At 63.9% G+C, this 18,393-nt stretch carries 18 protein-coding genes; 10 read left to right on the forward strand and 8 right to left on the reverse strand.

What is annotated here, in order from left to right; genetic code table 11:
- Nucleotides 1-120: 120 nt before the first annotated feature.
- The 3 genes from RM2_RS14130 to RM2_RS14140 form a co-directional block, all read right to left on the reverse strand.
- Nucleotides 121-2,913: a cation-translocating P-type ATPase gene (locus RM2_RS14130; protein ID WP_072690210.1), complete on the reverse strand. Its 2,793-nt coding sequence runs from the start codon at nucleotides 2,911-2,913 to the stop codon at nucleotides 121-123.
- Between the two features lie 29 nt (nucleotides 2,914-2,942).
- A complete protein-coding gene (gene ppk2, locus RM2_RS14135; RefSeq protein ID WP_072690211.1) occupies nucleotides 2,943-3,785 on the reverse strand; it encodes a polyphosphate kinase 2 in 843 nt (280 codons plus the stop codon).
- 273 nt (nucleotides 3,786-4,058) lie between these two features.
- Entirely contained in the window at nucleotides 4,059-4,310 is a 252-nt protein-coding gene (locus RM2_RS14140) for a hypothetical protein (protein WP_169846731.1), read from the reverse strand.
- Here RM2_RS14140 and RM2_RS24550 point away from each other — a divergent pair.
- Complete coding sequence (locus RM2_RS24550; RefSeq protein ID WP_169846732.1) at nucleotides 4,309-4,470, forward strand: hypothetical protein; 162 nt, start codon at nucleotides 4,309-4,311, stop codon at nucleotides 4,468-4,470. The genes RM2_RS14140 and RM2_RS24550 overlap by 2 nt on opposite strands.
- Nucleotides 4,470-4,715 (forward strand): helix-turn-helix domain-containing protein, encoded by a 246-nt coding sequence (locus RM2_RS14145; RefSeq protein ID WP_072690213.1) that lies wholly within the window; start codon nucleotides 4,470-4,472, stop codon nucleotides 4,713-4,715. The genes RM2_RS24550 and RM2_RS14145 overlap by 1 nt, the downstream gene beginning before the upstream one ends.
- A gap of 40 nt (nucleotides 4,716-4,755) precedes the next feature.
- On the opposite strand, the gene RM2_RS14150 is transcribed toward RM2_RS14145, so the two are convergent.
- A complete protein-coding gene (locus RM2_RS14150; RefSeq protein WP_072690214.1) occupies nucleotides 4,756-5,787 on the reverse strand; it encodes a DUF3089 domain-containing protein in 1,032 nt (343 codons plus the stop codon).
- Between the two features lie 169 nt (nucleotides 5,788-5,956).
- Entirely contained in the window at nucleotides 5,957-6,388 is a 432-nt protein-coding gene (locus RM2_RS14155) for a DUF7144 family membrane protein (RefSeq protein WP_084721796.1), read from the reverse strand.
- 229 nt (nucleotides 6,389-6,617) lie between these two features.
- Between RM2_RS14155 and RM2_RS14160 the strand changes: the two genes are divergently transcribed.
- The 3 genes from RM2_RS14160 to RM2_RS14170 all read left to right on the forward strand — a co-directional run bounded on the left by RM2_RS14160 (nucleotide 6,618) and on the right by RM2_RS14170 (nucleotide 11,577).
- Complete coding sequence (locus RM2_RS14160) at nucleotides 6,618-8,426, forward strand: alkyl/aryl-sulfatase (protein WP_072690215.1); 1,809 nt, start codon at nucleotides 6,618-6,620, stop codon at nucleotides 8,424-8,426.
- Nucleotides 8,427-8,593: 167 nt separating this feature from the next.
- Nucleotides 8,594-11,239, forward strand: a complete 2,646-nt coding sequence (locus tag RM2_RS14165) for a winged helix-turn-helix domain-containing protein (RefSeq protein WP_084721797.1) — start codon at nucleotides 8,594-8,596, stop codon at nucleotides 11,237-11,239.
- Nucleotides 11,240-11,328: 89 nt separating this feature from the next.
- On the forward strand, nucleotides 11,329-11,577 hold the full coding sequence (locus RM2_RS14170; protein WP_072690216.1) for a DUF8691 family protein: 249 nt from the start codon (nucleotides 11,329-11,331) through the stop codon (nucleotides 11,575-11,577).
- Between the two features lie 18 nt (nucleotides 11,578-11,595).
- Here the strand turns inward: RM2_RS14170 and RM2_RS14175 are convergent, their stop codons facing one another.
- Nucleotides 11,596-11,931 (reverse strand): WhiB family transcriptional regulator, encoded by a 336-nt coding sequence (locus tag RM2_RS14175; protein ID WP_072690217.1) that lies wholly within the window; start codon nucleotides 11,929-11,931, stop codon nucleotides 11,596-11,598.
- 277 nt (nucleotides 11,932-12,208) lie between these two features.
- Complete coding sequence (locus RM2_RS14180; protein WP_072690218.1) at nucleotides 12,209-13,621, reverse strand: hypothetical protein; 1,413 nt, start codon at nucleotides 13,619-13,621, stop codon at nucleotides 12,209-12,211.
- 19 nt (nucleotides 13,622-13,640) lie between these two features.
- Here RM2_RS14180 and RM2_RS14185 point away from each other — a divergent pair, with 19 nt between their 5' ends.
- Genes RM2_RS14185 through RM2_RS23965 form a run of 5 tightly spaced genes read left to right on the forward strand, consistent with a single transcriptional unit; the run spans nucleotide 13,641 to nucleotide 17,400 of the window.
- The gene (locus RM2_RS14185) at nucleotides 13,641-14,447 is read left to right on the forward strand and encodes an S-methyl-5'-thioadenosine phosphorylase (protein ID WP_072690219.1); all 807 of its coding nucleotides are present in this window, start codon (nucleotides 13,641-13,643) and stop codon (nucleotides 14,445-14,447) included.
- Entirely contained in the window at nucleotides 14,444-15,511 is a 1,068-nt protein-coding gene (locus RM2_RS14190; protein ID WP_072690220.1) for an NAD-dependent epimerase/dehydratase family protein, read from the forward strand. The genes RM2_RS14185 and RM2_RS14190 overlap by 4 nt, the downstream gene beginning before the upstream one ends.
- Nucleotides 15,504-16,178 carry a glycosyltransferase family 2 protein gene (locus RM2_RS14195; protein ID WP_072690221.1) on the forward strand — a complete coding sequence of 225 codons (675 nt, stop codon included), beginning with the start codon at nucleotides 15,504-15,506 and terminating at the stop codon, nucleotides 16,176-16,178. The genes RM2_RS14190 and RM2_RS14195 overlap by 8 nt, the downstream gene beginning before the upstream one ends.
- The gene (locus RM2_RS14200) at nucleotides 16,175-16,834 is read left to right on the forward strand and encodes a TIGR04282 family arsenosugar biosynthesis glycosyltransferase (protein WP_072690222.1); all 660 of its coding nucleotides are present in this window, start codon (nucleotides 16,175-16,177) and stop codon (nucleotides 16,832-16,834) included. The genes RM2_RS14195 and RM2_RS14200 overlap by 4 nt, the downstream gene beginning before the upstream one ends.
- 26 nt (nucleotides 16,835-16,860) lie before the next feature.
- Nucleotides 16,861-17,400: a hypothetical protein gene (locus RM2_RS23965; RefSeq protein WP_139277772.1), complete on the forward strand. Its 540-nt coding sequence runs from the start codon at nucleotides 16,861-16,863 to the stop codon at nucleotides 17,398-17,400.
- 189 nt (nucleotides 17,401-17,589) lie between these two features.
- Here RM2_RS23965 and RM2_RS14210 read toward each other — a convergent pair whose 3' ends face one another.
- Entirely contained in the window at nucleotides 17,590-18,360 is a 771-nt protein-coding gene (locus RM2_RS14210) for a crotonase/enoyl-CoA hydratase family protein (protein ID WP_072690224.1), read from the reverse strand.
- Nucleotides 18,361-18,393: the final 33 nt, after the last annotated feature.

The raw sequence follows: 18,393 nt of genomic DNA on the forward strand, positions 1-18,393 counted from the left end.
TTGGTCGGTCTTCCTCAACGCCTGGACAGCGAACGACATCGTCACCTTGCTTCCAGGCGCGTCGATCCGGAAACCCGCCTCATCACCGAGCGAGTCGTCGTTCTCCCGATGGATTGGGTCTCAGCGCGCGCGTTGCGGGTCGACCGCGGCTGTGGCAGGGATCGGTGTGCTCGGTCGCGCTTGCCGCCGGCGACGGAGCGCCTTCTCCGCTTCCACAGCGATCGGGACGATCAGCGACCAGCCGAGACAGGCGAGCCACTGGTCACCCGTCAACGACGTGGTCATGAGGAGACCTTGGAGGAACCCGATCTCGACCGCGAACACCGTGACGACGATCGGAACCGACAGGATCTTCAGCGCGCTGAGAATCGGTGATGTGAGGCCGGATTCCGGATCGCGCCGCATGACGAGTCCGGCGAGAATGGAACTGAACGACAGCACTACGAACGCCATCGTCATGGGGACGCTTGCCTCGGTCGTACTCATCTCGCCCGGTGCGAGGAGCATCGCGGCGAGCGTGACGGCAAACTGCAGGACTCCATACGCGAGCCACTGCACGAACGACTTCCGGTTGGTAATCGGCATCCGCGTATCGCGTGGCGGCTTGTTCATCAGGTCCGGCGGCGGTGGGTCGAGCATGATGACGGCGACCGGGAAGAGCGTGATGAAGAAATTCTGAAACAGCACCATCAGCGGGGTGAGCGCGACCCCGTCGTTGATGTTGAAGATGCTCGCCACCAGGAACAGCAGGACCAGCGAGAACAGCTTCGACATCTGGTATCGGATGTACGACACGATTTTGTCGTAGATGTTGCGACCCAATCGGATCGCAGTGATCAGGGTTCCAAAGTTGTCGTCGGTGAGAATCATCTTGCCGGCTTGTTTGGTGACTTCGCTGCCCGATCCCATGGCGACGCCGATGTCGGCCTTCTTCAGTGCGGCCGCGTCGTTGACGGCGTCCCCGGTCATCGCCACGACCTCGCCGCTCTTCTGCATGATGTCGGCCAGGCGGAGCTTGTCCTGCGGGGTGACGCGGCCGAACACGTGCAGGTTCGGGAGCGCCGCCGTGAGATCCTCGTCAGTCGTCGCTTGGAGTTCGCCGCCGCCGATGGCGCCCGGTCCGAGGCCGAGTTCGGCGCCGATCGCGGATGCCGTGATCACATGGTCTCCGGTGATCATGCGCACGTCGATGCCTGCAGCCTGGGCGGTGTGCACGGCGTCGATCGCCTCCGGACGTAGCGGGTCGATCATGCCGATCATGCCGATGAAAGTGAGATCCTCGACGAACGACATGGGGTCTGCCTGCACGGCCTCTTCCGGCTCATCGAGCCGGCGGGCAGCGAACGCCAGCACGCGGAGGCCTTTCTCGGACAGGACCCGGTTCGCTTCGGACAGTTCCTCCCGAACCTCGTCGATTGGTACCACCTGCCGGCCCGGACGGTAAGCGGTTGCACATCGGGCGAGGACCACGTCGGGGCCGCCCTTGACTAGTTCCACGAACTGGGTGCTGCCGTCGATCTGGAGATGGTGAAACGTCGCCATGAACTTGTACGCGGAGTCGAACGGTACTTCTGCAACCCGGGGATACTTTCGCCGGGTGAGCGGGGCGTCCACGCCGACCTTGGCCGCGAGCACGACCAGCGCGGCCTCGGTCGGATCCCCGATAACCTCTCCGGTGTCGGAAACGGTGGCGTCACTGTCGAGGCACAGCCCGTATGCGAGCAGGGTGAAGTCGGGGGCTTCCTCGCCCGCGGCGTGGGCGATCCTCCCCGACTTGCTGTACCCCTCGCCATCGACGGTGTACCACTGGCAGTGGAAGTACAGCGACCGCACGGTCATCTGGTTCATCGTCAGCGTGCCGGTCTTGTCCGAGTTGATCGAGCTGGTGGCGCCGAGGGTCTCAACGTCGGTGAGGTTCTTCACGACGGCCTTCGCCTCGGCCAACTGGCTGGCACCGAAGGCGAGCATCGCCTGCACGAAGGTCGGTAGGCCCGTCGGGATCGCGGCCACCGCCATCGAGATACCCAACAGCAGAACCGTCGTCAGACTCTGTCCGCGAATCACTCCGATGACTACGATGAGGGCGACCGCCGACCACGCGATGATGCTGAGAACCTTGGTGAGCGAGTTCAGTTCGCGCTGGAGCGGAGACTTGCCCGGCGCGACGGCCGAGAGCATCGACGCGATCTGGCCCATCTGGGTATCCATGCCAGTCTCGGTGACCACCATGGTGGCGGTACCGCGGGTGACCGAGGTGTTCTGGAAGACCATGTTGCTGCGGTCACCCAGGGGGAGGTCGGCAGCACCGAGGGTCTGATGGTCCTTCGGGACGGGTACGCTTTCACCCGTCAGCGCGGCCTCCTGAGTCTCGAGAGTCGCTGTCGTGAGCAAGCGGCCATCGGCGGGTACGAGGTCGCCGGCCTCGAGTTGAACGACGTCGCCCGGCACGAGTTCTGTGGCGGCAAGCTGAACGAGCGTCCCGTCGCGGGTCACCCGCACCTGCGGTGTTTGCATTCTTGCGAGCGCGTCGACACTGGCACGTGCCTTCAACTCCTGTCGCGCGCCCAATACGACGTTTAGCACGACGAGCACTGCGACCACGATCGCCGTCGGAACCTCGCCTATGACGACGCTGAAGACCACCACCACGACCAGCATCAGGTTCATCAAGTCTTTCAGCTGCTCGAGCGCAATCGCCCACGTCGACGGTCCTGGCTCGGAGACGATCTCGTTGGAACCATGGCGTTGGCGCCGTGCATCGGCTTCGCCAGTCATCAGCCCCGACTCCCGGTCCGAGGCCAGCGTCGTGACGACCGCATCCGGCGGCTGAGTGTGCCAGGGGTACTGACCGGACTGTGCGGCATTGATTCCGGACTGGTGCACCGAGTCCGGTGGGGGTTCGGTGGGGGCCATGATCGCTACTCCTTGCCGGAGACGAATCGTCAGAAGGGCGTGGGGATCCAGTGCAGTGGCTGTGTCGGCGCGCGGTAGCCGTGCGGGCGCTGCCGCCCGGGCAGCGCGATGTCGGAGTATTCGAGCGGGGCGTAGGGCACCTGGCTCAGCAGGTGACTGATGATGTTGAGCCGACCGCGCTTCTTGTCGTCGGTGACCGCGACGTACCACGGCGCCCAGCCTGTGTCGGTGAGTCGGAACATCTCGTCCCGTGCTCGCGAGTAGTCGTACCAGCGGCTGTAGGACTTCAGGTCCAGGTCCGACAGCTTCCAAATCTTCCGCGGGTCGTCGATCCGGCTCTGCAGGCGCAGCGTCTGCTGCTCTTCGCTCACCTCCAGCCAGTACTTCAGCAGGATGATGCCCGAGTCGACGATCGCGCGTTCTACCCCCGGGGCGCGCTGGAGAAATTGCTGCGTTTCCGCCTCGGTGCAGAAGCCCATAACCCGTTCGACCCCGGCCCGGTTGTACCAACTGCGGTCGAAGATGACGACCTCCCCGCCGGCCGGGAGATGCGATATGTACCGCTGCCAGTACATCTGCGACTTCTCGCGATCCGTCGGGGCGGGCAAGGCGACTACACGGAACACGCGCGGACTGACCCGCTCGGTGATCGCCTTGATGACGCCCCCCTTCCCTGCGGTGTCGCGACCCTCGAACACGATGCAGATCCTTGCCCCGGACGATTTCACCCACTCCTGCAACGCGACGAGTTCGGTGTGGAGCGGACGGAGTAGGCGGCGGTACTCCTTGTTCTTCATCGGTGTGTCGGGCTCAGCAGCGTCTGTCCGGGACAGGTCGAACCCAGACGTCTCGTGCTTCGTATTCTTTCCCACGGCTCTCTCCAGGCGGCCGAATAGTCAGGCCCGGTTCGGGTTCCAGGCAATGTCGCCAAGATCACCACGACGTCGAGGGCGTGGATGAGCGTTGGATGTGCGCGCCACGACTCCTTGATCGACTGATGAATACCCCGACATGGCGGTTCCCTTCTTCACAGCAGCGTGAACCGGGTCTCCTGTCCATTATTCGTCTCGCGTCGCCGTGTCGGGGCAGAATCCGCAGTTTCGACGACCCGGTCCCCTGGAAAGCGTTCTAGGGGCAGATGGTCGTCACCGCGGCTGGGCGAGCATGAATCGCAGGTACTCGAAGATCCGCCCGTCGACGATCTCGGCCCTCAGCGGCGGATGGGTGTTCAAGTCGTAGAGCAGGTTCAGCATCAGCACCGGGTCGACGTCGAAGTGCTGGAACGGCAGCTCGACCTTCGATCGTGTCGGTGAAACGAACAGCATGGTCAACCTACCGAGCAGCCCGGACGGGAATCGCACTGGTCTCGCTCCCGGAATGAGGTCGAGGCGAATCATGTCCACCCGGCCGCGACTCGGCGACAGCGTTGGGGCAGCCAGCGCGCCGTTCGGCACAGAGCTCTGGTTCACCCTCGCGGCCTCGATGGTGCTGTTCGCCATCGCGATCGTGCTCCGGTTCGGCGCGCGCATGGCCCGCGATCAGGAAGGGCTCATCTGATGCCGCCCGAACTCGAGCACTCGGTGCGCTGCCACCTCGACGAACTGCTAGCCGAGCGTGCCATGACTCTGGCAGCCCTGTCGGAGCGTGTCGGAGTGAGCGTGGCGAACCTGTCGGTGCTCAAGAACGACCGCGCCAGAGCCATCCGATTCTCCACGTCGACTGCGATCTGCCACGTACTGCAGTGTTCGGTCGGCGATCTGTTCTCCGTCGATCCACCGTCCCCGACGACGGAAGATCGATGACTCTCAGAAGTCAGAGTTGCACTCGTCGGCCACGCGAGCGTCAGCGCCGGTACGCCTCGCTCTGAGCGCCGACCAGGTCGACCAGGTCCCGCTGCGCAAGGTTGATATCGATCTGATGCAGTCCCCAGTTCGCGGCCGGGATTGCCGGCAACAGGTCGGCGCCGGGTCCGTCGACCATGAGCACGTGCGGCCCGTCGCCGCCGGTGCACTGAGCGCGGAATCCGTCCACATTGTGGCCCAATATGATCCCGTGGATAGGGGCGTCGGCGTTGTCACTCAGCGACCCTGGATTAGTGCACAACACCTCGTACTCGGGTCCGAACGGAAGGCTCGCTCTGCCGCTGGCCGACTGGGGTGCCAGGCCGAACTTGGTGTCGGCCGGCGCGGTGGTCGAGTATGCCGAGTAGGCGACCACGCAGCCGGTCTGCGTCGGGTCCGTGCACGCCGGCACGGAAGCGAAGTCGCCGCCAATCCCTTCACCCTTGCGGACCAGTACGTTTCCGCCGATCAGGAGCGCCGAAACCAGTTGCGACTGGACCGGCTCACCTTCGATGCGATTGCGGATCAACTCCCGCAGCATGTAGCTGCCCTGGGAGTGTCCGATGAGGACCACACCACGTCCGTCGTTGTGGTTGGCAAGATAGTCTTCCCAGGCATGTTCGATGTCGTCGTACGCGAGATCCGCTGCTGCACTGCGCTCCTGCGGCGTCCCGGTGAACAGTGCGCGCAGCGTGCTCTGCCGATACACCGGCGCCCACACGTTGCAGTTCTCGCCGAAGGGTTCGGCCTGCAAGCGGGCGACCGCGCGCAGCTCGGGCGAGGCGTCGAAGTTGGCGTTCGCGGTCTGCTGCAGCGACGCGGTGGGATAGACGTAGAAGCAGTCGATCGGTGCGCCGGACCGGCCGCCGCACGGATCGTCGGCCTGACCGGGCCTGCACAGCCAGGTCGTTGTGGATCCCGATGCCGGTTCGGCCGAGACAGGCGGGGCCGCGACTGCAACGAGTACCGCGACCAGCGCACTCCAGAGAAGAACGAGGCTGCCAGTGGGGCGGGCACGACCGAAGATCGACATGGATGCAGACGCTAACAGAGGTGGACCGATCCCAGCATGAACACCCGCCGACAACACGCGAAAGTCCCGCTGTGTGAGCTAAAGTCTCACATCGATCGTCTCGGCCGGCAGCGAGAGATCAATACGCGACCGCGGCCACCCCCGCACGGCCCATTCTGCGGTTACCGAATCATGCTGCGGATACCGACTTGGTGTCCCAGGTGGAGACAGCCCAGATCACGACCACGTCGAGCGCGATGATCAGAACCGACCACAGCGGGTAGTAGGGCAGCCACAGGAAGTTTGCGAGGATCGACAACGAGGCGATGCCGATGGCCGCGATGCGAGCCCACGTGGCACCGGTCATCAGACCAATCGCACTGATGGCGAGAAGGACACCGAGAGCGATGTGGGCCCAGCCCCACGCGGTGGTATCGAACTGATAGGTGTACTCGACGCCGATGACCAGCAGATCGTCGGAGGCAACCGCGGCGATGCCCTGAAAGAACGAGATCACGCCGAGTGTCAGCAGCAAGATTGCTGCCGCAATGGACGTTCCTGCTGCAATACCCTGTTTGACAGGGCTGTCCGTACCGGACTCCGGGTTGGTCGTCATGTCCATGCCCTTCTCGAAAGTGTGATAGCGAACAGTCACATCATCCGACGTCGCAGAAATCGCCACATCATCCTCGCCGGGTGATCCTCATCTTCAACGGATGATGTGCCCCCACAGACCTGGTGCCAGAGTCTGAATCGAGTATCTCGGGTGCCGACGACCCACACCGTGGTGTCGGCTCCATTTCCTCTTTACCCAGCCCACTCGCTTACCCAGCCCAGTCGAAAGAAGGAACATGACACCCGATTTCTCGGACATCACCGACTTCGAGGATGCGAACCGCGGCTTCGTCGACCGACTCGACCCGTGCACCGTCACGGACGAGGACGGTCGCGTCGTCTGGGACATGCAGGAGTATTCGTTCCTGGCCGGTGACTGCCCGGACACGGCCGACCCGAGCCTCTGGCGGCAGTCTCAGCTGTGCGCGAAGGACGGCCTGTACGAGGTGACCGAGGGCATTTATCAGGTGCGCGGCCTCGATCTGTCCAACATGACGATCGTCGAGGGCGAAGCCGGTGTGATCGTCATCGATCCACTGATCTCGCGGGAGACCGCGGCTGCCGGGCTGGCTCTGTATCGGCGTAATCGAGGCTATCGGCCTGTCACCGGGGTGATCTACACCCACTCGCACGCCGACCATTTCGGGGGCGTCAAAGGCGTTCTGCCGAACGGCCGCGGGGACGTTCCGATCCTCGCCCCGGAAGGGTTTCTCGAACACGCCATCTCTGAGAACATTTATGCCGGGGCAGCAATGAGCAGGCGGGCCTCCTACATGTACGGCGCCATGCTCCCGAAGGGACCGGACGGACACCTGAGTGCGGGTCTGGGAACCACCACGTCGACCGGGGTTCCCGGACTGCTTCCGCCCACTGTCGACATCACACACACTGGCCAGGTGGAGATCCTGGACGGTATCCGGATCATCTTCCAGATGACACCCGGCACGGAGGCGCCCGCGGAGATGAACTTCCTGTTCGCCGACCAACGAGCACTGTGCATGGCGGAGAACGCCACTCACAACATGCACAATCTACTGACGCTGCGGGGTGCTCTGGTCCGGGATCCCCGAACGTGGTCACGCTACCTCGACCAGGCCATCGAGATGTTCGACGGCGACTACGACGTCGCGTTCGCGTCTCACCACTGGCCGACGTGGGGGCGCGACCGCGTAGTCACGTACCTGTCACAACAACGCGACCTTTACCAGTACCTGCACGACCAGACGTTGCGCATGCTGAATACGGGCATGACCGGCATCGAGATCGCCGAAGACTTCCCCTTGCCACCGGCACTCGAATCAGCCTGGCATGCAAGAGGATACTACGGATCGGTCAGCCACAACGTGAAAGCCATCTACCAGCGCTACATGGGCTGGTTCGACGGCAACCCGTCGTCGCTGTGGCAGCACCCACCCGAAGACGCCGCTACCAGGTACGTGGAATGCATGGGTGGACAGGACGAGGTCCGGACGAAGGCGAAGCAGTACTTCGACGAGGGTGATCTCCGGTTCGCCGCCGAACTCCTCAAGCACGCCGTGTTCGCCGACCCGTCGGACGGTGAGGCCAAAGAGTTGCTCGCCCGCACCTACCAGCGACTCGGGTTCGGTTCGGAGAACGCGACGTGGCGTAACTTCTACCTCACCGGCGCCCTCGAATTGCGCGGCGGCATCGTTCCGCCCCCACTCCAGACCGTCGCGGTCGACATGCTGGGAGCGCTCACCATCGATCAGATCTTCGACTCGATGGCCCTGCGTATCAACGGCCCCCGTGCATGGGACAAGTCCCTCGTCGCCGAGTGGCATTTCACCGACCCTGAAGCGCACTACCGTACGACGCTGTCCAACGGCGCACTCATTCAGACAGTCTCGCCGAGGACCTCGGTGCAAGCGGATGTCACTCTGACATTGACGAAGATGCAGCTAGTCGGACTGTTCACCGGCAAGGGAGCTGAGGGGATCCAAGTAACGGGTGATCCGTCGAAGCTTCTCGTCCTCACGGAACTGCTCGACGTACCCGACCCCGCGTTCCCAATCGTCACACCTTAAACGTTCACCCCCCCGCAACATCGGAGCCACGAGGCCCGATGTCGCGGGGCGCGTTCACGCACGCAACCCAGCACCCACTCGCTAAAATCACCCATACCGACCGTCGAGGTCGGTAATCGGTGCTTGTCGAAGATCGTTTCTCGGTCCAGCGAGAATTGGAGGTCTGCGTGACGGCAGTACATGTCGGCGAGTTTGATCGGAACACTCGAATACCTTCCGGTGCCCGGGGACGAACGGTCACCCGTACCCGCCTGCACACTTTGCTCACCGCAGCTCTTGTCGACGATGCCCACCCATATTCGGTTGCGCTGGTCTGTGCGCCGGCGGGGTCGGGCAAGACGCGCGCTGTGGCCGACTGGGCGCGAGAAATACTCGCCACCGGACGCACTCCCACAATTGCCTGGCTCACGATCGAGGAGAGGTGCAACGATCTTGAGGGCGTCCACCGGACGATTCTGCGGTCCCTCGCAGAGACAGGGAATCCTGGGCTGCAGAAGTCATGCGAAGAACTCGATTCCACGTCACCCGACTTCGGCACACAATTGTCGGCGGCGTTGAACGAACTGGCCGAAAACATCTGGATAGTGATCGACGACGCCCATCTCCTGCTCGACGCCGACGTTCTCGCCGACCTCGAGGCATTCATGCGCTGGCAACCTCCGATGCTCCGAACGATCGTCTGCGGACGCTTCGAACCACCGCTGGCACTGCAGCGGCTTCGTCTGGACGGCAAGCTCTTCACGATCACGGCTCGAGATCTTGCCTTTACGCCCGACGAGGCGACCGAGATGCTCGCAGAACACGACGTTCGACTCAACGTGGACGATCTGGACGCCCTCATGGATCGCAGTGAAGGATGGGCGGCCGGAATACGGTTGGCAGGAATGTCTTTGGAAGGTCACCCAAATCCGAGCCAGTTGATCGCGGAGTTCACTGGTGACCGCCGGGCGGTGGCCGACTATCTCATCGAGGAGGTTCTCTCCGGCCAGACCGACGACATGCGTGAATTCCTTCTGCGTACATCCGTACCCGCCTCGTTCACAGTCGAACTCGCGGAGAAGCTCACTGGATGTACAGACGCGCGCGCCAAGATCGACTGGCTCGAACACCATAATTTTCTGATCAGCCGAATCGCCAACTCCCCAACGCGGTATCGCTATCATCCGCTGCTGCGGAGTTATCTCCGGGCGGAGATCAGCAGAATCGGTCACGTCGAGGTCGAACGCCTCGAACTGACAGTCGCCCGCTGGCACGATGAGTTCGGCGACTCCCTGCTCGCACTCGAACACGCCGTGAACTCCGGTGACCACGGCGAGATTGTGGCGCTCCTCGGCCGCTGTTCTCTATCCCTGATCGTAGATGGTCATGGTGAAGCCGTGGACCGGCTTCTCGCGCGGGCGCCCCGCTCGTCGCAAGACCACGCGTCAGCGCGGTTGATCCGTGCCGCCGCAGCTCTGGCGGCCGGAAACGTCCCGGTTGCCACATCAACCCTCGATCTCCTCGACCGCAAGCGGTCGGGGATGCTGGTGGACGGCGCCACCGAGTCCCGACTGCACCTACTGCTCCGCGAATCTCTCCGTGTCCAGACCGCTATTCAGGCAGGTGGCATCGACGATGCTCTGAAGCGACTTCGCAGCGTGGGCGTGGAATCTACCGGCGATCCCGGACTCGACGCATTCGTCCTATTGCAGGAAGGGCGCGCGCTACTCTTCCTCGGACGAACCGACGAATCGGAGGATGTGCTCGCGAAAGCACTGGCCCACGCGCGACTCGGGGATGGCCCACTGAGCGTCATGTACTGCCTGGGAACTTTGGCGGCAATGGCGATGTCCCAGGGAGACGTGGTACGGGCGTCAGCGTTCGCGGACGAGGCGCTCTCGATCGGCCGAGACCATTCGGCGACCGAAGATCCGATGTTCCAGTTGGTGCGGCTCGTCGACTCCTGGTGCCGCTACGTTCGGTCCGACGGCGATGCCGCGACAATCGCCCTCGAATCCGCCGACGCGTTGCGCCACGCAAACACCGATGCCGCGCGATTCGCCGACGGCGTCGCTGCGCTGTTCGGTCTCGGCGGGTCTGAGCATCGGCACAAATTGGTGACGTCGTTGCACGCGGACAGTCCCCTGTCTTCTTCCCTGCCCGTGCCGCCTGGAATCCGAGCGGTGCTGCTGCCCGGAATCCAGTGCGCATACCTCACCGCAGGCGAGACCGGATGGGTGCGCGAACTGGTCACCGAAACGCATAAATTTCTCGGATCGACCGGCGACACCGCACTCGTCGAGGCGATCGCCCATCTTCACGCTCACCGTCTCGATGCCGCCCAAAAATGGCTACAACCCGTCCTCGACGGTGATCTCGAGTGCGTCGCAGGAACCAATCTGATTGCGGCATGGCTCGTGGACGCCTCAATCGCGCATGCCCGTAAGCATGATTCACGCGCCCACCGCGCCCTGACTGAGGCGCTACGCCTTGCGGAGCCCCACTCTGTACTGCGACCATTCCACGACTGCGGATCACAGATTCGAGAGCTTCTCGTGCGGAGCACAGGCCGATTCGGGGTCCTCGAACCCTTCGCAGACCGACTGCGCGCATCGTTCCCGCGGGTGCAGAGCACCGCGTCCGAGATGTTGACTCGACGCGAACTGGAGCTCCTGATGGAGCTTCCGTCGTGGCGCACCGCGGAGCAGATCGCGGCCGACTTGTGCGTGTCGGTGAACACCGTGAAGACGCATCTGCGCGGGATTTACCGCAAACTCGGCGTCAGATCCCGCCGCGACGCCATCGGAGCGGCGCAGCGGAGCGGATTGCTCTGAGCTGGTTCACCACTTGCGGGTGATGTACGAGTCGATTCGGTGGATCACTCTGAGATTAACGGCTGACCGAGTTCTGGAAGACGATGCGAATGAAGGAGCCCGACGTGGTACGTCCCGAATCGAGTTGGCCCGGCAACGTCAGGTATACCTTCCTGATCTCCGGCAGCCTCTCCGATCGGGTACTGGCCGCCTTCCCCGAGTTGGATGTCTCGGACGTGACGACCGGCGACACCACACTCTTCGGCCGGGTCGACGGCCCAACTGATCTCCGCGGCATGCTGGCCCGTTTCGACGCGCTGGGTCTGACCATCATCGAGATGCGGCGACTGCCGGACTGACCCGACGTGGTCGAGAGCTCAGGCCCGGCGCGCCCGGTCGAAGCCGAACGAGTCCGCTACAGCGTCGTCGACCGAACCGTTGTGGGCGTCGAGAAGTTCTGTGCGCTCATTCGCGGACATCCCTCCCCAAATACCGTACGGTTCACCAACACTGAGCGCATGCTTCCGGCAGGGGGTTAGCACCGGACATCCGCGGCAGACAAGCTTGGCCTGCACGTCACGCATTGCACGGGCGCGGCCTCGTTCGCGATCGGGATGGAAGAAAACAGAAGACTCGCGACCGCGGCACGCGGCCTCCCTCTGCCAATCCCACACCTCCGTGACCGGGGTGGGAAGGCTCAACCGATTGGACATCTCACTCCTTCAGATACTTGCCGGCCGTCCAGGGGGAGTTCCGGGGTGCGTTTCTGGGCCAGGTCAGCGACACCGACGTCGATGCCAATCATCAGGGCCATGATTCGTGTCCTCTTCAAGTCAGGCGAGTGAGGGGTGCCATTCCGAGAGTAGAGAACCTTTGAATTTTGATCAAACCACACTTACGCATTTTTGAGAACAAAGACCTTCGGGGCGTCCATTGGACAACGGTTGTGACTTCAGATGACGGTTGCCGCGAACATTCTGCCGCTCTGCGTCACCAATTGGTGAACAGCAGATGGTTGATCGCCAGCGCCCCGACTGCCTGCGCTGCCAGCCAGAATCTGTGGCTACCCCTCGGTAGGAGCGCCGGGGCGGTGAGGAGCCACACTTCGAACGGCAACCAGATCCGTTCGGTCTCCGCCTTGCTCAACCTGCTGAGGTCGGCGATCACCACTATCAGGAGCGCGGAGATCACGAGTACCGGAACCGGCGACAACGACCGCAACCGCGCCCAGGAAAACGCGCGGGGCAGAGCGGCGGGCACTGCCACTCCCACCGCACAGACGAGCGCGGCGAAGTTCGCCCAACCCCAGTACGCGAAAGGCCGATCCATGGCGATGCCCTGGTAGTAGCGCTCCTGCACCAGCGTGTAGCCGTCGAACCACCAGAACCCGTACGCCGTGAAGATCGCGGCGACGGCCAGTGCCCCGATCACGGCGCCGAGGAGCGATCGCGCAGTCCGGGCGACGAGGAGCACCGCAACAGCCACTACACCCATCAACGCCAGTCCGTAGCTGAGGTAGACGCCGAATCCGAGCAGAACACCTGCCCCGAGCGCGGCCAACCACGGGTACCGCACACGCCGCGACGCCGAGAGCGCCAGCAGTGCAATCCCCCATGCGACTACACCGGCGAAGATCGCGTCGGCCGAGGCTGCGATCCAGATGACCGCGGGCGCCAAGGCCAGGAACGGAGCAGCCCGGCGCGCCATCTGCTCGTCACCGAGCGCACGGACCGTGACAATCACTGCCACAGCGGCGCTCGACCCAACCGCGACACACAGCGCGGACGCCCATGCTCCACCGCCTAGCCCAATCCGGTCGAGCCACACGAACGTGAGCACCGCACCGGGAGGGTGCCCGGACACGTGCGTGGTCCACGAATCGGGTTGGTAGTCCAGAATTCTCTGCGAGAATCCACGAAGCACCGCCGGAATATCGGTGATTCCAGGCACGTCATGCAGGTATTCGTCCCTGGACGTGAGCCGGTCGACGAAGCCGCGCTGCCATCCGTCCACCATGGCCAGCGCCATCGCCCACGCCACCGCGGTCAGGTAGGTACCCACCGCCAGTCGACGCCACGACAATCGCTGTGCCAGCGGCGGACCCCACAAGACCATCGCGACCGCAATGAGGACCGCGAACGGAGTGCCCCAGCCGACGTGCACATCCCGGAAGCCGAAGAGCGGGGCGGCATCGGCGAAGTCCTTGACCGATTGCGCTGACCGGTTGATGATCGGAGTGATGGTCTTATTGCCCAGATACGGTACGACGAACGCCACCGCGACGAGCAAGAGAGCCAACGCCGCACCCACACCATCGCTGCACCGAAAGTTGCGTTTACCAGCTTGCTGAGCAGATCGGATGATGTCATCTCCTTTGGCGAATGCCGCACTCGCGCCCAGCATAACGACGAAGGATGGCCTCATGGTTGAACAATCCTCGCCCGAACTGCCCTCCGCGGACATTGCCATCATCGGTGGGAGCGGCTTCTACTCGTTCTTCGAGGAGGGCGCCGCCACGGTCACGGTCGACACTCCGTACGGCAGTCCGGCCGCCCCTATTACGGTCGGCGACGTCGAGGGCAAGAGGGTCGCCTTCTTGCCGCGACACGGCGCTCGACATGAGTTCGCGCCGCACACGATCCCCTATCGCGCGAACCTGTGGGCACTGCGCATGCTCGGTGTGCGTCAGGTGTTCGCCCCCACCACCACCGGCAGTCTCACCCCCGAACTCGCGCATGGTGCGATGGTGGTACCCGACCAACTCGTCGACCGCACCAGCGGTCGTACCCAGACGTACTTCGACGGCGGCGGCGTACACGTCCAGTTCGCCGACCCGTACTGCCCCGTTCTTCGCAAGGCGGCGTCGCAGCCGGGGACGATCGAGGGCGGCGTGCTGGTGGTGATCGAGGGACCTCGGTTCTCGACCCGGGCGGAAAGCTTATGGTTCGCTCGGCAGGACTGGAGCCTGGTGAACATGACAGGCCACCCCGAGGCTGTCCTCGCACGCGAGCTCGAGATGTGTTACGCAACTATCGCATTGGTCACCGATCTCGACGCGGGGATCGAGGTGGGTGCCGGTGTGCGAGCCGTGGATGTGTTCGCCGAGGTCCAACGCAATATCGGATCACTGAAGACGCTGGTGCGGTCGGCGATCGCCGCCGCCCCCGAAGGCGCCTGCGATACCTGCCGGGTCCACGAGGGTGAAACACTACCGATCGAGCTGCCGTGACGGGAACGCGCGTACTGCTCACAGGTGCAGCCGGATTCATCGGCAGCCATATCCACACCACGCTGTCCGCTGCCGGTCACGACGTCGTGGCTGTGGATGCACTGCTCCCATCCGCCCACGGCGCCGATGCCCAGGCACCGGAAGGTATTCAGCGCGCGGACGTCCGCGACCTCCCCACACTGACAGAGCTACTTAGGGGTGTGGACGTGGTATGCCATCAGTCCGCGGTCGTCGGGGCGGGAGTGAATGCGAGCGACGCCCCCGCATATGCCAGCCACAACGACGTCGGTACGGCGACGCTGCTCGCCGCGATGCACGAAACCGGCTGCCGCCGGTTGGTCCTGGCGTCGTCGATGGTCGTCTACGGGGACGGAAGGTACCGCAATGCCGTCGGAGAAATCGTGGAGCCTGCGGCCCGCCGAAGCGATGACCTCGCGGCGGGCATATTCGACACCACCGACCCGACCACCGGTGAGACTCTCGATTGGGAGCTTGTGGAGGAGGATTCACCGTTGCGACCACGGAGCCTGTATGCGGCCAGCAAGGTCGCGCAGGAAAATTACGCCCACGCCTGGTCGTTGGCCACCGGCGGCTGTGTGACCGCCCTGCGGTACCACAACGTGTACGGCGATCACATGCCGCGCAACACCCCGTACTCCGGGGTGGCCGCGATGTTCCGCTCTTTCCTCGAAGCCGGTGAACCACCGCGCGTATTCGAGGACGGCCTGCAGATGCGCGACTTCGTGCACGTCCGAGACGTCGCTTCGGCGAATATGGCCGCAATCGACGCGCCGATACCGGGATTCTCGGCATTCAATGTGTGCTCGGGGCAACCGATCACGATCGGCGAGGTGGCCGTGACCCTCGCGCGCGCCTACGGCGGGCCAGCGCCCGTCGTCACCGGCGAGTACCGTCCCGGGGACGTACGGCACATCGTCGCAAGCCCTCGACTGGCCGGCGAGAAACTCGGATTCCGGGCGCAGATCCTCCCTGAAGCGGGGATCGCGGCCTTTGCGCACGCACCATTGAGGTCCGCGGCGCCGGCAGGGCCGCCTCGTGTCTGAGCGCGCACCGACCACCCCGCCGGACGTCACCGTCGTCATCCCCTGCATGAACGAGGCCGGGTCCCTGCCCGGTGTACTGGCGGCGGTGCCCGACGGCTACCGGACGGTGGTGGTCGACAACAACTCCACCGACGACACCGCCGGTGTCGCGCGTGCCCACGGTGCATCGGTGGTGCGTGAACAGATCCCGGGCTACGGTTCCGCCGTTCACGCCGGGGTACTTGCGGCACAGAGCCCGGTGGTCTGTGTGTTGGACGGCGACGGTTCGATGGACCCAGCCGAACTTCCGCGCCTCGTCGCCGCATTGGACTCGGGCGCCGATCTCGCGGTGGGGCGTCGTCGTGCCGATCGGCGCGGAACGTGGCCGCTGTACAGCAGAATCGGCAATGCCGTCCTCGCCGCGCGGATTCGACGCCGATATGGACTGCCGGTCCACGATCTCGGGGCGATGAGAGCCGTCCGACGTCAGGCCCTACTCGACCTGCACGTCGACGACCGGAGGTCCGGGTATCCGCTGCAACTTCTCGTCCTCGCAGGCCGTGCGCAATGGCGGGTTGTGGAGCACGACATCACCTACCGCCCGCGCACCGCAGGAACATCGAAGGTGTCCGGTTCCCTGAAGGGGACCATCACTGCAGTGCACGACTTCTGGAAGGTGATCGGGTGACGCTCGACGTCGTGGTTCTCGTCGTCGCGAAAGCACCGGTCCCCGGTTTCGCAAAAACCAGGCTTGCGACCGAGATCGGCGATACCCGAGCCGCCGACCTCGCGGCGGCTTCGCTGCTCGATACCCTCGACGCCGTCGCAGCAGCCGATGTCACGCATCGAGTCGTAGCGATGACCGGTGACCTCGACCGAGCGGTCGGGACCGAGGACATCACCTCGGCGCTCCGCGGATTCACCGTGATACAGCAGCGCGGAGGCAGTTTCGCGGAGCGACTGGTGCACGCACACGCCGACGCATTCAGGGCGTTCGCCGTGCCGATTCTCCAGATCGGGATGGACACCCCACAGGTGAGCGCGGCTCTCCTCGAGGAATCGGCGGCGATCCTGACCCAGCAAAAACGGTGTGTCCTGGGGCCCGCCGAAGACGGCGGTTGGTGGGTCCTCGGTGTGCCGGACGCAGTGATGGCGGAAGCGATACTCCCCGTCCCCACGTCGCGTCCGGACACCGGCCGGCTCACCCGCGATGCTCTTGTCGCGAGCGGTGCGGAGGTCGTGGACCTACCGATGCTCCGCGATGTCGACTACGCGGCCGATGTCGGACCGGTCGCTGATGAGTGCCCCGCCTCCAGCCGTTTTCGCGCTGCGCGAAAGATATAGGTAGCGGGCGGCGGGCGGATACACACGTGATCCTGGACGCATCGGGGGGTGCATCCGGCGATCGTCAGGTTGTAGGAGACCACGCGAAGCGAGAGATCGACCGCCTCGTACCGAGCATCCGTAGTCTGTCAATGCGTGATCAACCTGGAAGGGGGAATATGTCCAAACGGCATCGTAAACGCATTAGCCAAGATTCACCCTCAATCGAGGAGGATCGAGAATACTCAACAGTATTCGAGACATGGACGCTCGAATGTGCAGGCGCCTTCCTCAGGGGATTGGCATCCCTCCAGAATCGCGGCGGCCTGCGGGTTCGATCATTTGAAGTACTACCAAATGAGGACGTCATCGTTGCCGTGATCGAGTATTACGGCAACGATGACGTCCCCAAGGGTGTGATGGGATACAGATTCATCCTGTCGAAACTTCGAATAATGGCCGACGACAATCACGACCCGTCCTTTGCAGCATCACTGTACCTGGAGGACTTGGCCGTAGGGCCGGACATTTCGGCTGAAAATGAACCTGTAGACGGGGTCTACTGGATCAATCGCCCCGGATTCTGAATATCCCCCTCCGCTCTCCTTCTGGGTTGAGTCCGTTTCGGAAGGATCCGGAGGTACAGTCTTCTTCGGATCGGGTGCCTTCTTCTTCTGGAGCTTCCCACTCAGCTTCCCCTGGAACTCTGGGGCAAGGGCATCAGCCGGCCACAACGGGTACCCGCAACCGAGAGAACTGGCCGCTGAGATTCCGGCTCACCCGAACTCCCCATGCCTGCCGGCTCCCGCAGCGAACCGCGCAGCGCCCTCGAGTGTCCCGTTGGCCAGAGAGAATGCGCCGTGACGGAATTCGTTCATGAGGGCATGATCTTCGGTGAGCCCGTCCTGCTCGAGCAGCGACAGTCGATCCTGCCTCATACATACCTGTGGAAAGGCCGCGATCTCCCTGGCCAACTGCTGGGCCGCCGGGATCGCGCTTCCCGCCGCGACCTTTCGGTTGATCAACCCCATATCCAAGGCTTCGTCGGCATCGACCGGGCGCCCGGTCAAGATAAGGTCCATCGCGCGACTCTCACCGATCAGGCGCGGCAGGCGGACGGTCCCGCCGTCGATGAGGGGCACGCCCCAGCGGCGGCAGAACACGCCCAGGACGGCGTCCTGGTCTGCGACCCGCAGGTCGGCCCACAGCGCCAGTTCCAGCCCACCGGCCACCGCGTGCCCCTCAATCGCGGCGATCACGGGTTTGGTCAAGCGCATACGGGAGATACCCATCGGTGCGTCGCCGTCGGGCGCGACCCGGTTTCCCGTTTCCGAACCTATCGCCTTCAAATCTGCCCCGGCACAGAATGTTCCGCCCTCCCCATGTAACACCGCCACAGATGCGCCCTCGTCGGCGTCGAACGCGCGAAAAGCATCGGCGAGCGCCTCGGCGGTGGGCCGGTCCACCGCGTTACGCACCGCGGGCCGGTTCAGGCTGATCGTCGTGACCGGGCCGTCCTTGCGCACGAGCACCAAGTTGGAGGTCATCGAAGTTCGCCTTTCCTCGCCGGTACGGCGACG

It is taken from the genome of Rhodococcus marinonascens NBRC 14363 (assembly GCF_001894885.1).
GTDB classification, from domain to species: domain Bacteria; phylum Actinomycetota; class Actinomycetes; order Mycobacteriales; family Mycobacteriaceae; genus Rhodococcus_F; species Rhodococcus_F marinonascens.

Excerpts from the sequence above, each read along its gene's own strand:
- RM2_RS14130 (WP_072690210.1), bottom strand. The coding sequence starts at position 2,913 with ATGGCCCCCACCGAACCCCCACCGGACTCGGTGCACCAGTCCGGAATC.
- RM2_RS24550 (WP_169846732.1), top strand. The coding sequence starts at position 4,309 with ATGTCCACCCGGCCGCGACTCGGCGACAGCGTTGGGGCAGCCAGCGCG.
- RM2_RS14175 (WP_072690217.1), bottom strand. The coding sequence starts at position 11,931 with ATGTCCAATCGGTTGAGCCTTCCCACCCCGGTCACGGAGGTGTGGGAT.
- RM2_RS14150 (WP_072690214.1), bottom strand. The coding sequence starts at position 5,787 with ATGTCGATCTTCGGTCGTGCCCGCCCCACTGGCAGCCTCGTTCTTCTC.
- RM2_RS14155 (WP_084721796.1), bottom strand. The coding sequence starts at position 6,388 with ATGGACATGACGACCAACCCGGAGTCCGGTACGGACAGCCCTGTCAAA.
- RM2_RS14140 (WP_169846731.1), bottom strand. The coding sequence starts at position 4,310 with ATGATTCGCCTCGACCTCATTCCGGGAGCGAGACCAGTGCGATTCCCG.
- RM2_RS14170 (WP_072690216.1), top strand. The coding sequence starts at position 11,329 with ATGAAGGAGCCCGACGTGGTACGTCCCGAATCGAGTTGGCCCGGCAAC.
- RM2_RS14210 (WP_072690224.1), bottom strand. The coding sequence starts at position 18,360 with ATGACCTCCAACTTGGTGCTCGTGCGCAAGGACGGCCCGGTCACGACG.
- RM2_RS14185 (WP_072690219.1), top strand. The coding sequence starts at position 13,641 with ATGGTTGAACAATCCTCGCCCGAACTGCCCTCCGCGGACATTGCCATC.
- RM2_RS14180 (WP_072690218.1), bottom strand. The coding sequence starts at position 13,621 with ATGCTGGGCGCGAGTGCGGCATTCGCCAAAGGAGATGACATCATCCGA.
- RM2_RS14160 (WP_072690215.1), top strand. The coding sequence starts at position 6,618 with ATGACACCCGATTTCTCGGACATCACCGACTTCGAGGATGCGAACCGC.
- RM2_RS14145 (WP_072690213.1), top strand. The coding sequence starts at position 4,470 with ATGCCGCCCGAACTCGAGCACTCGGTGCGCTGCCACCTCGACGAACTG.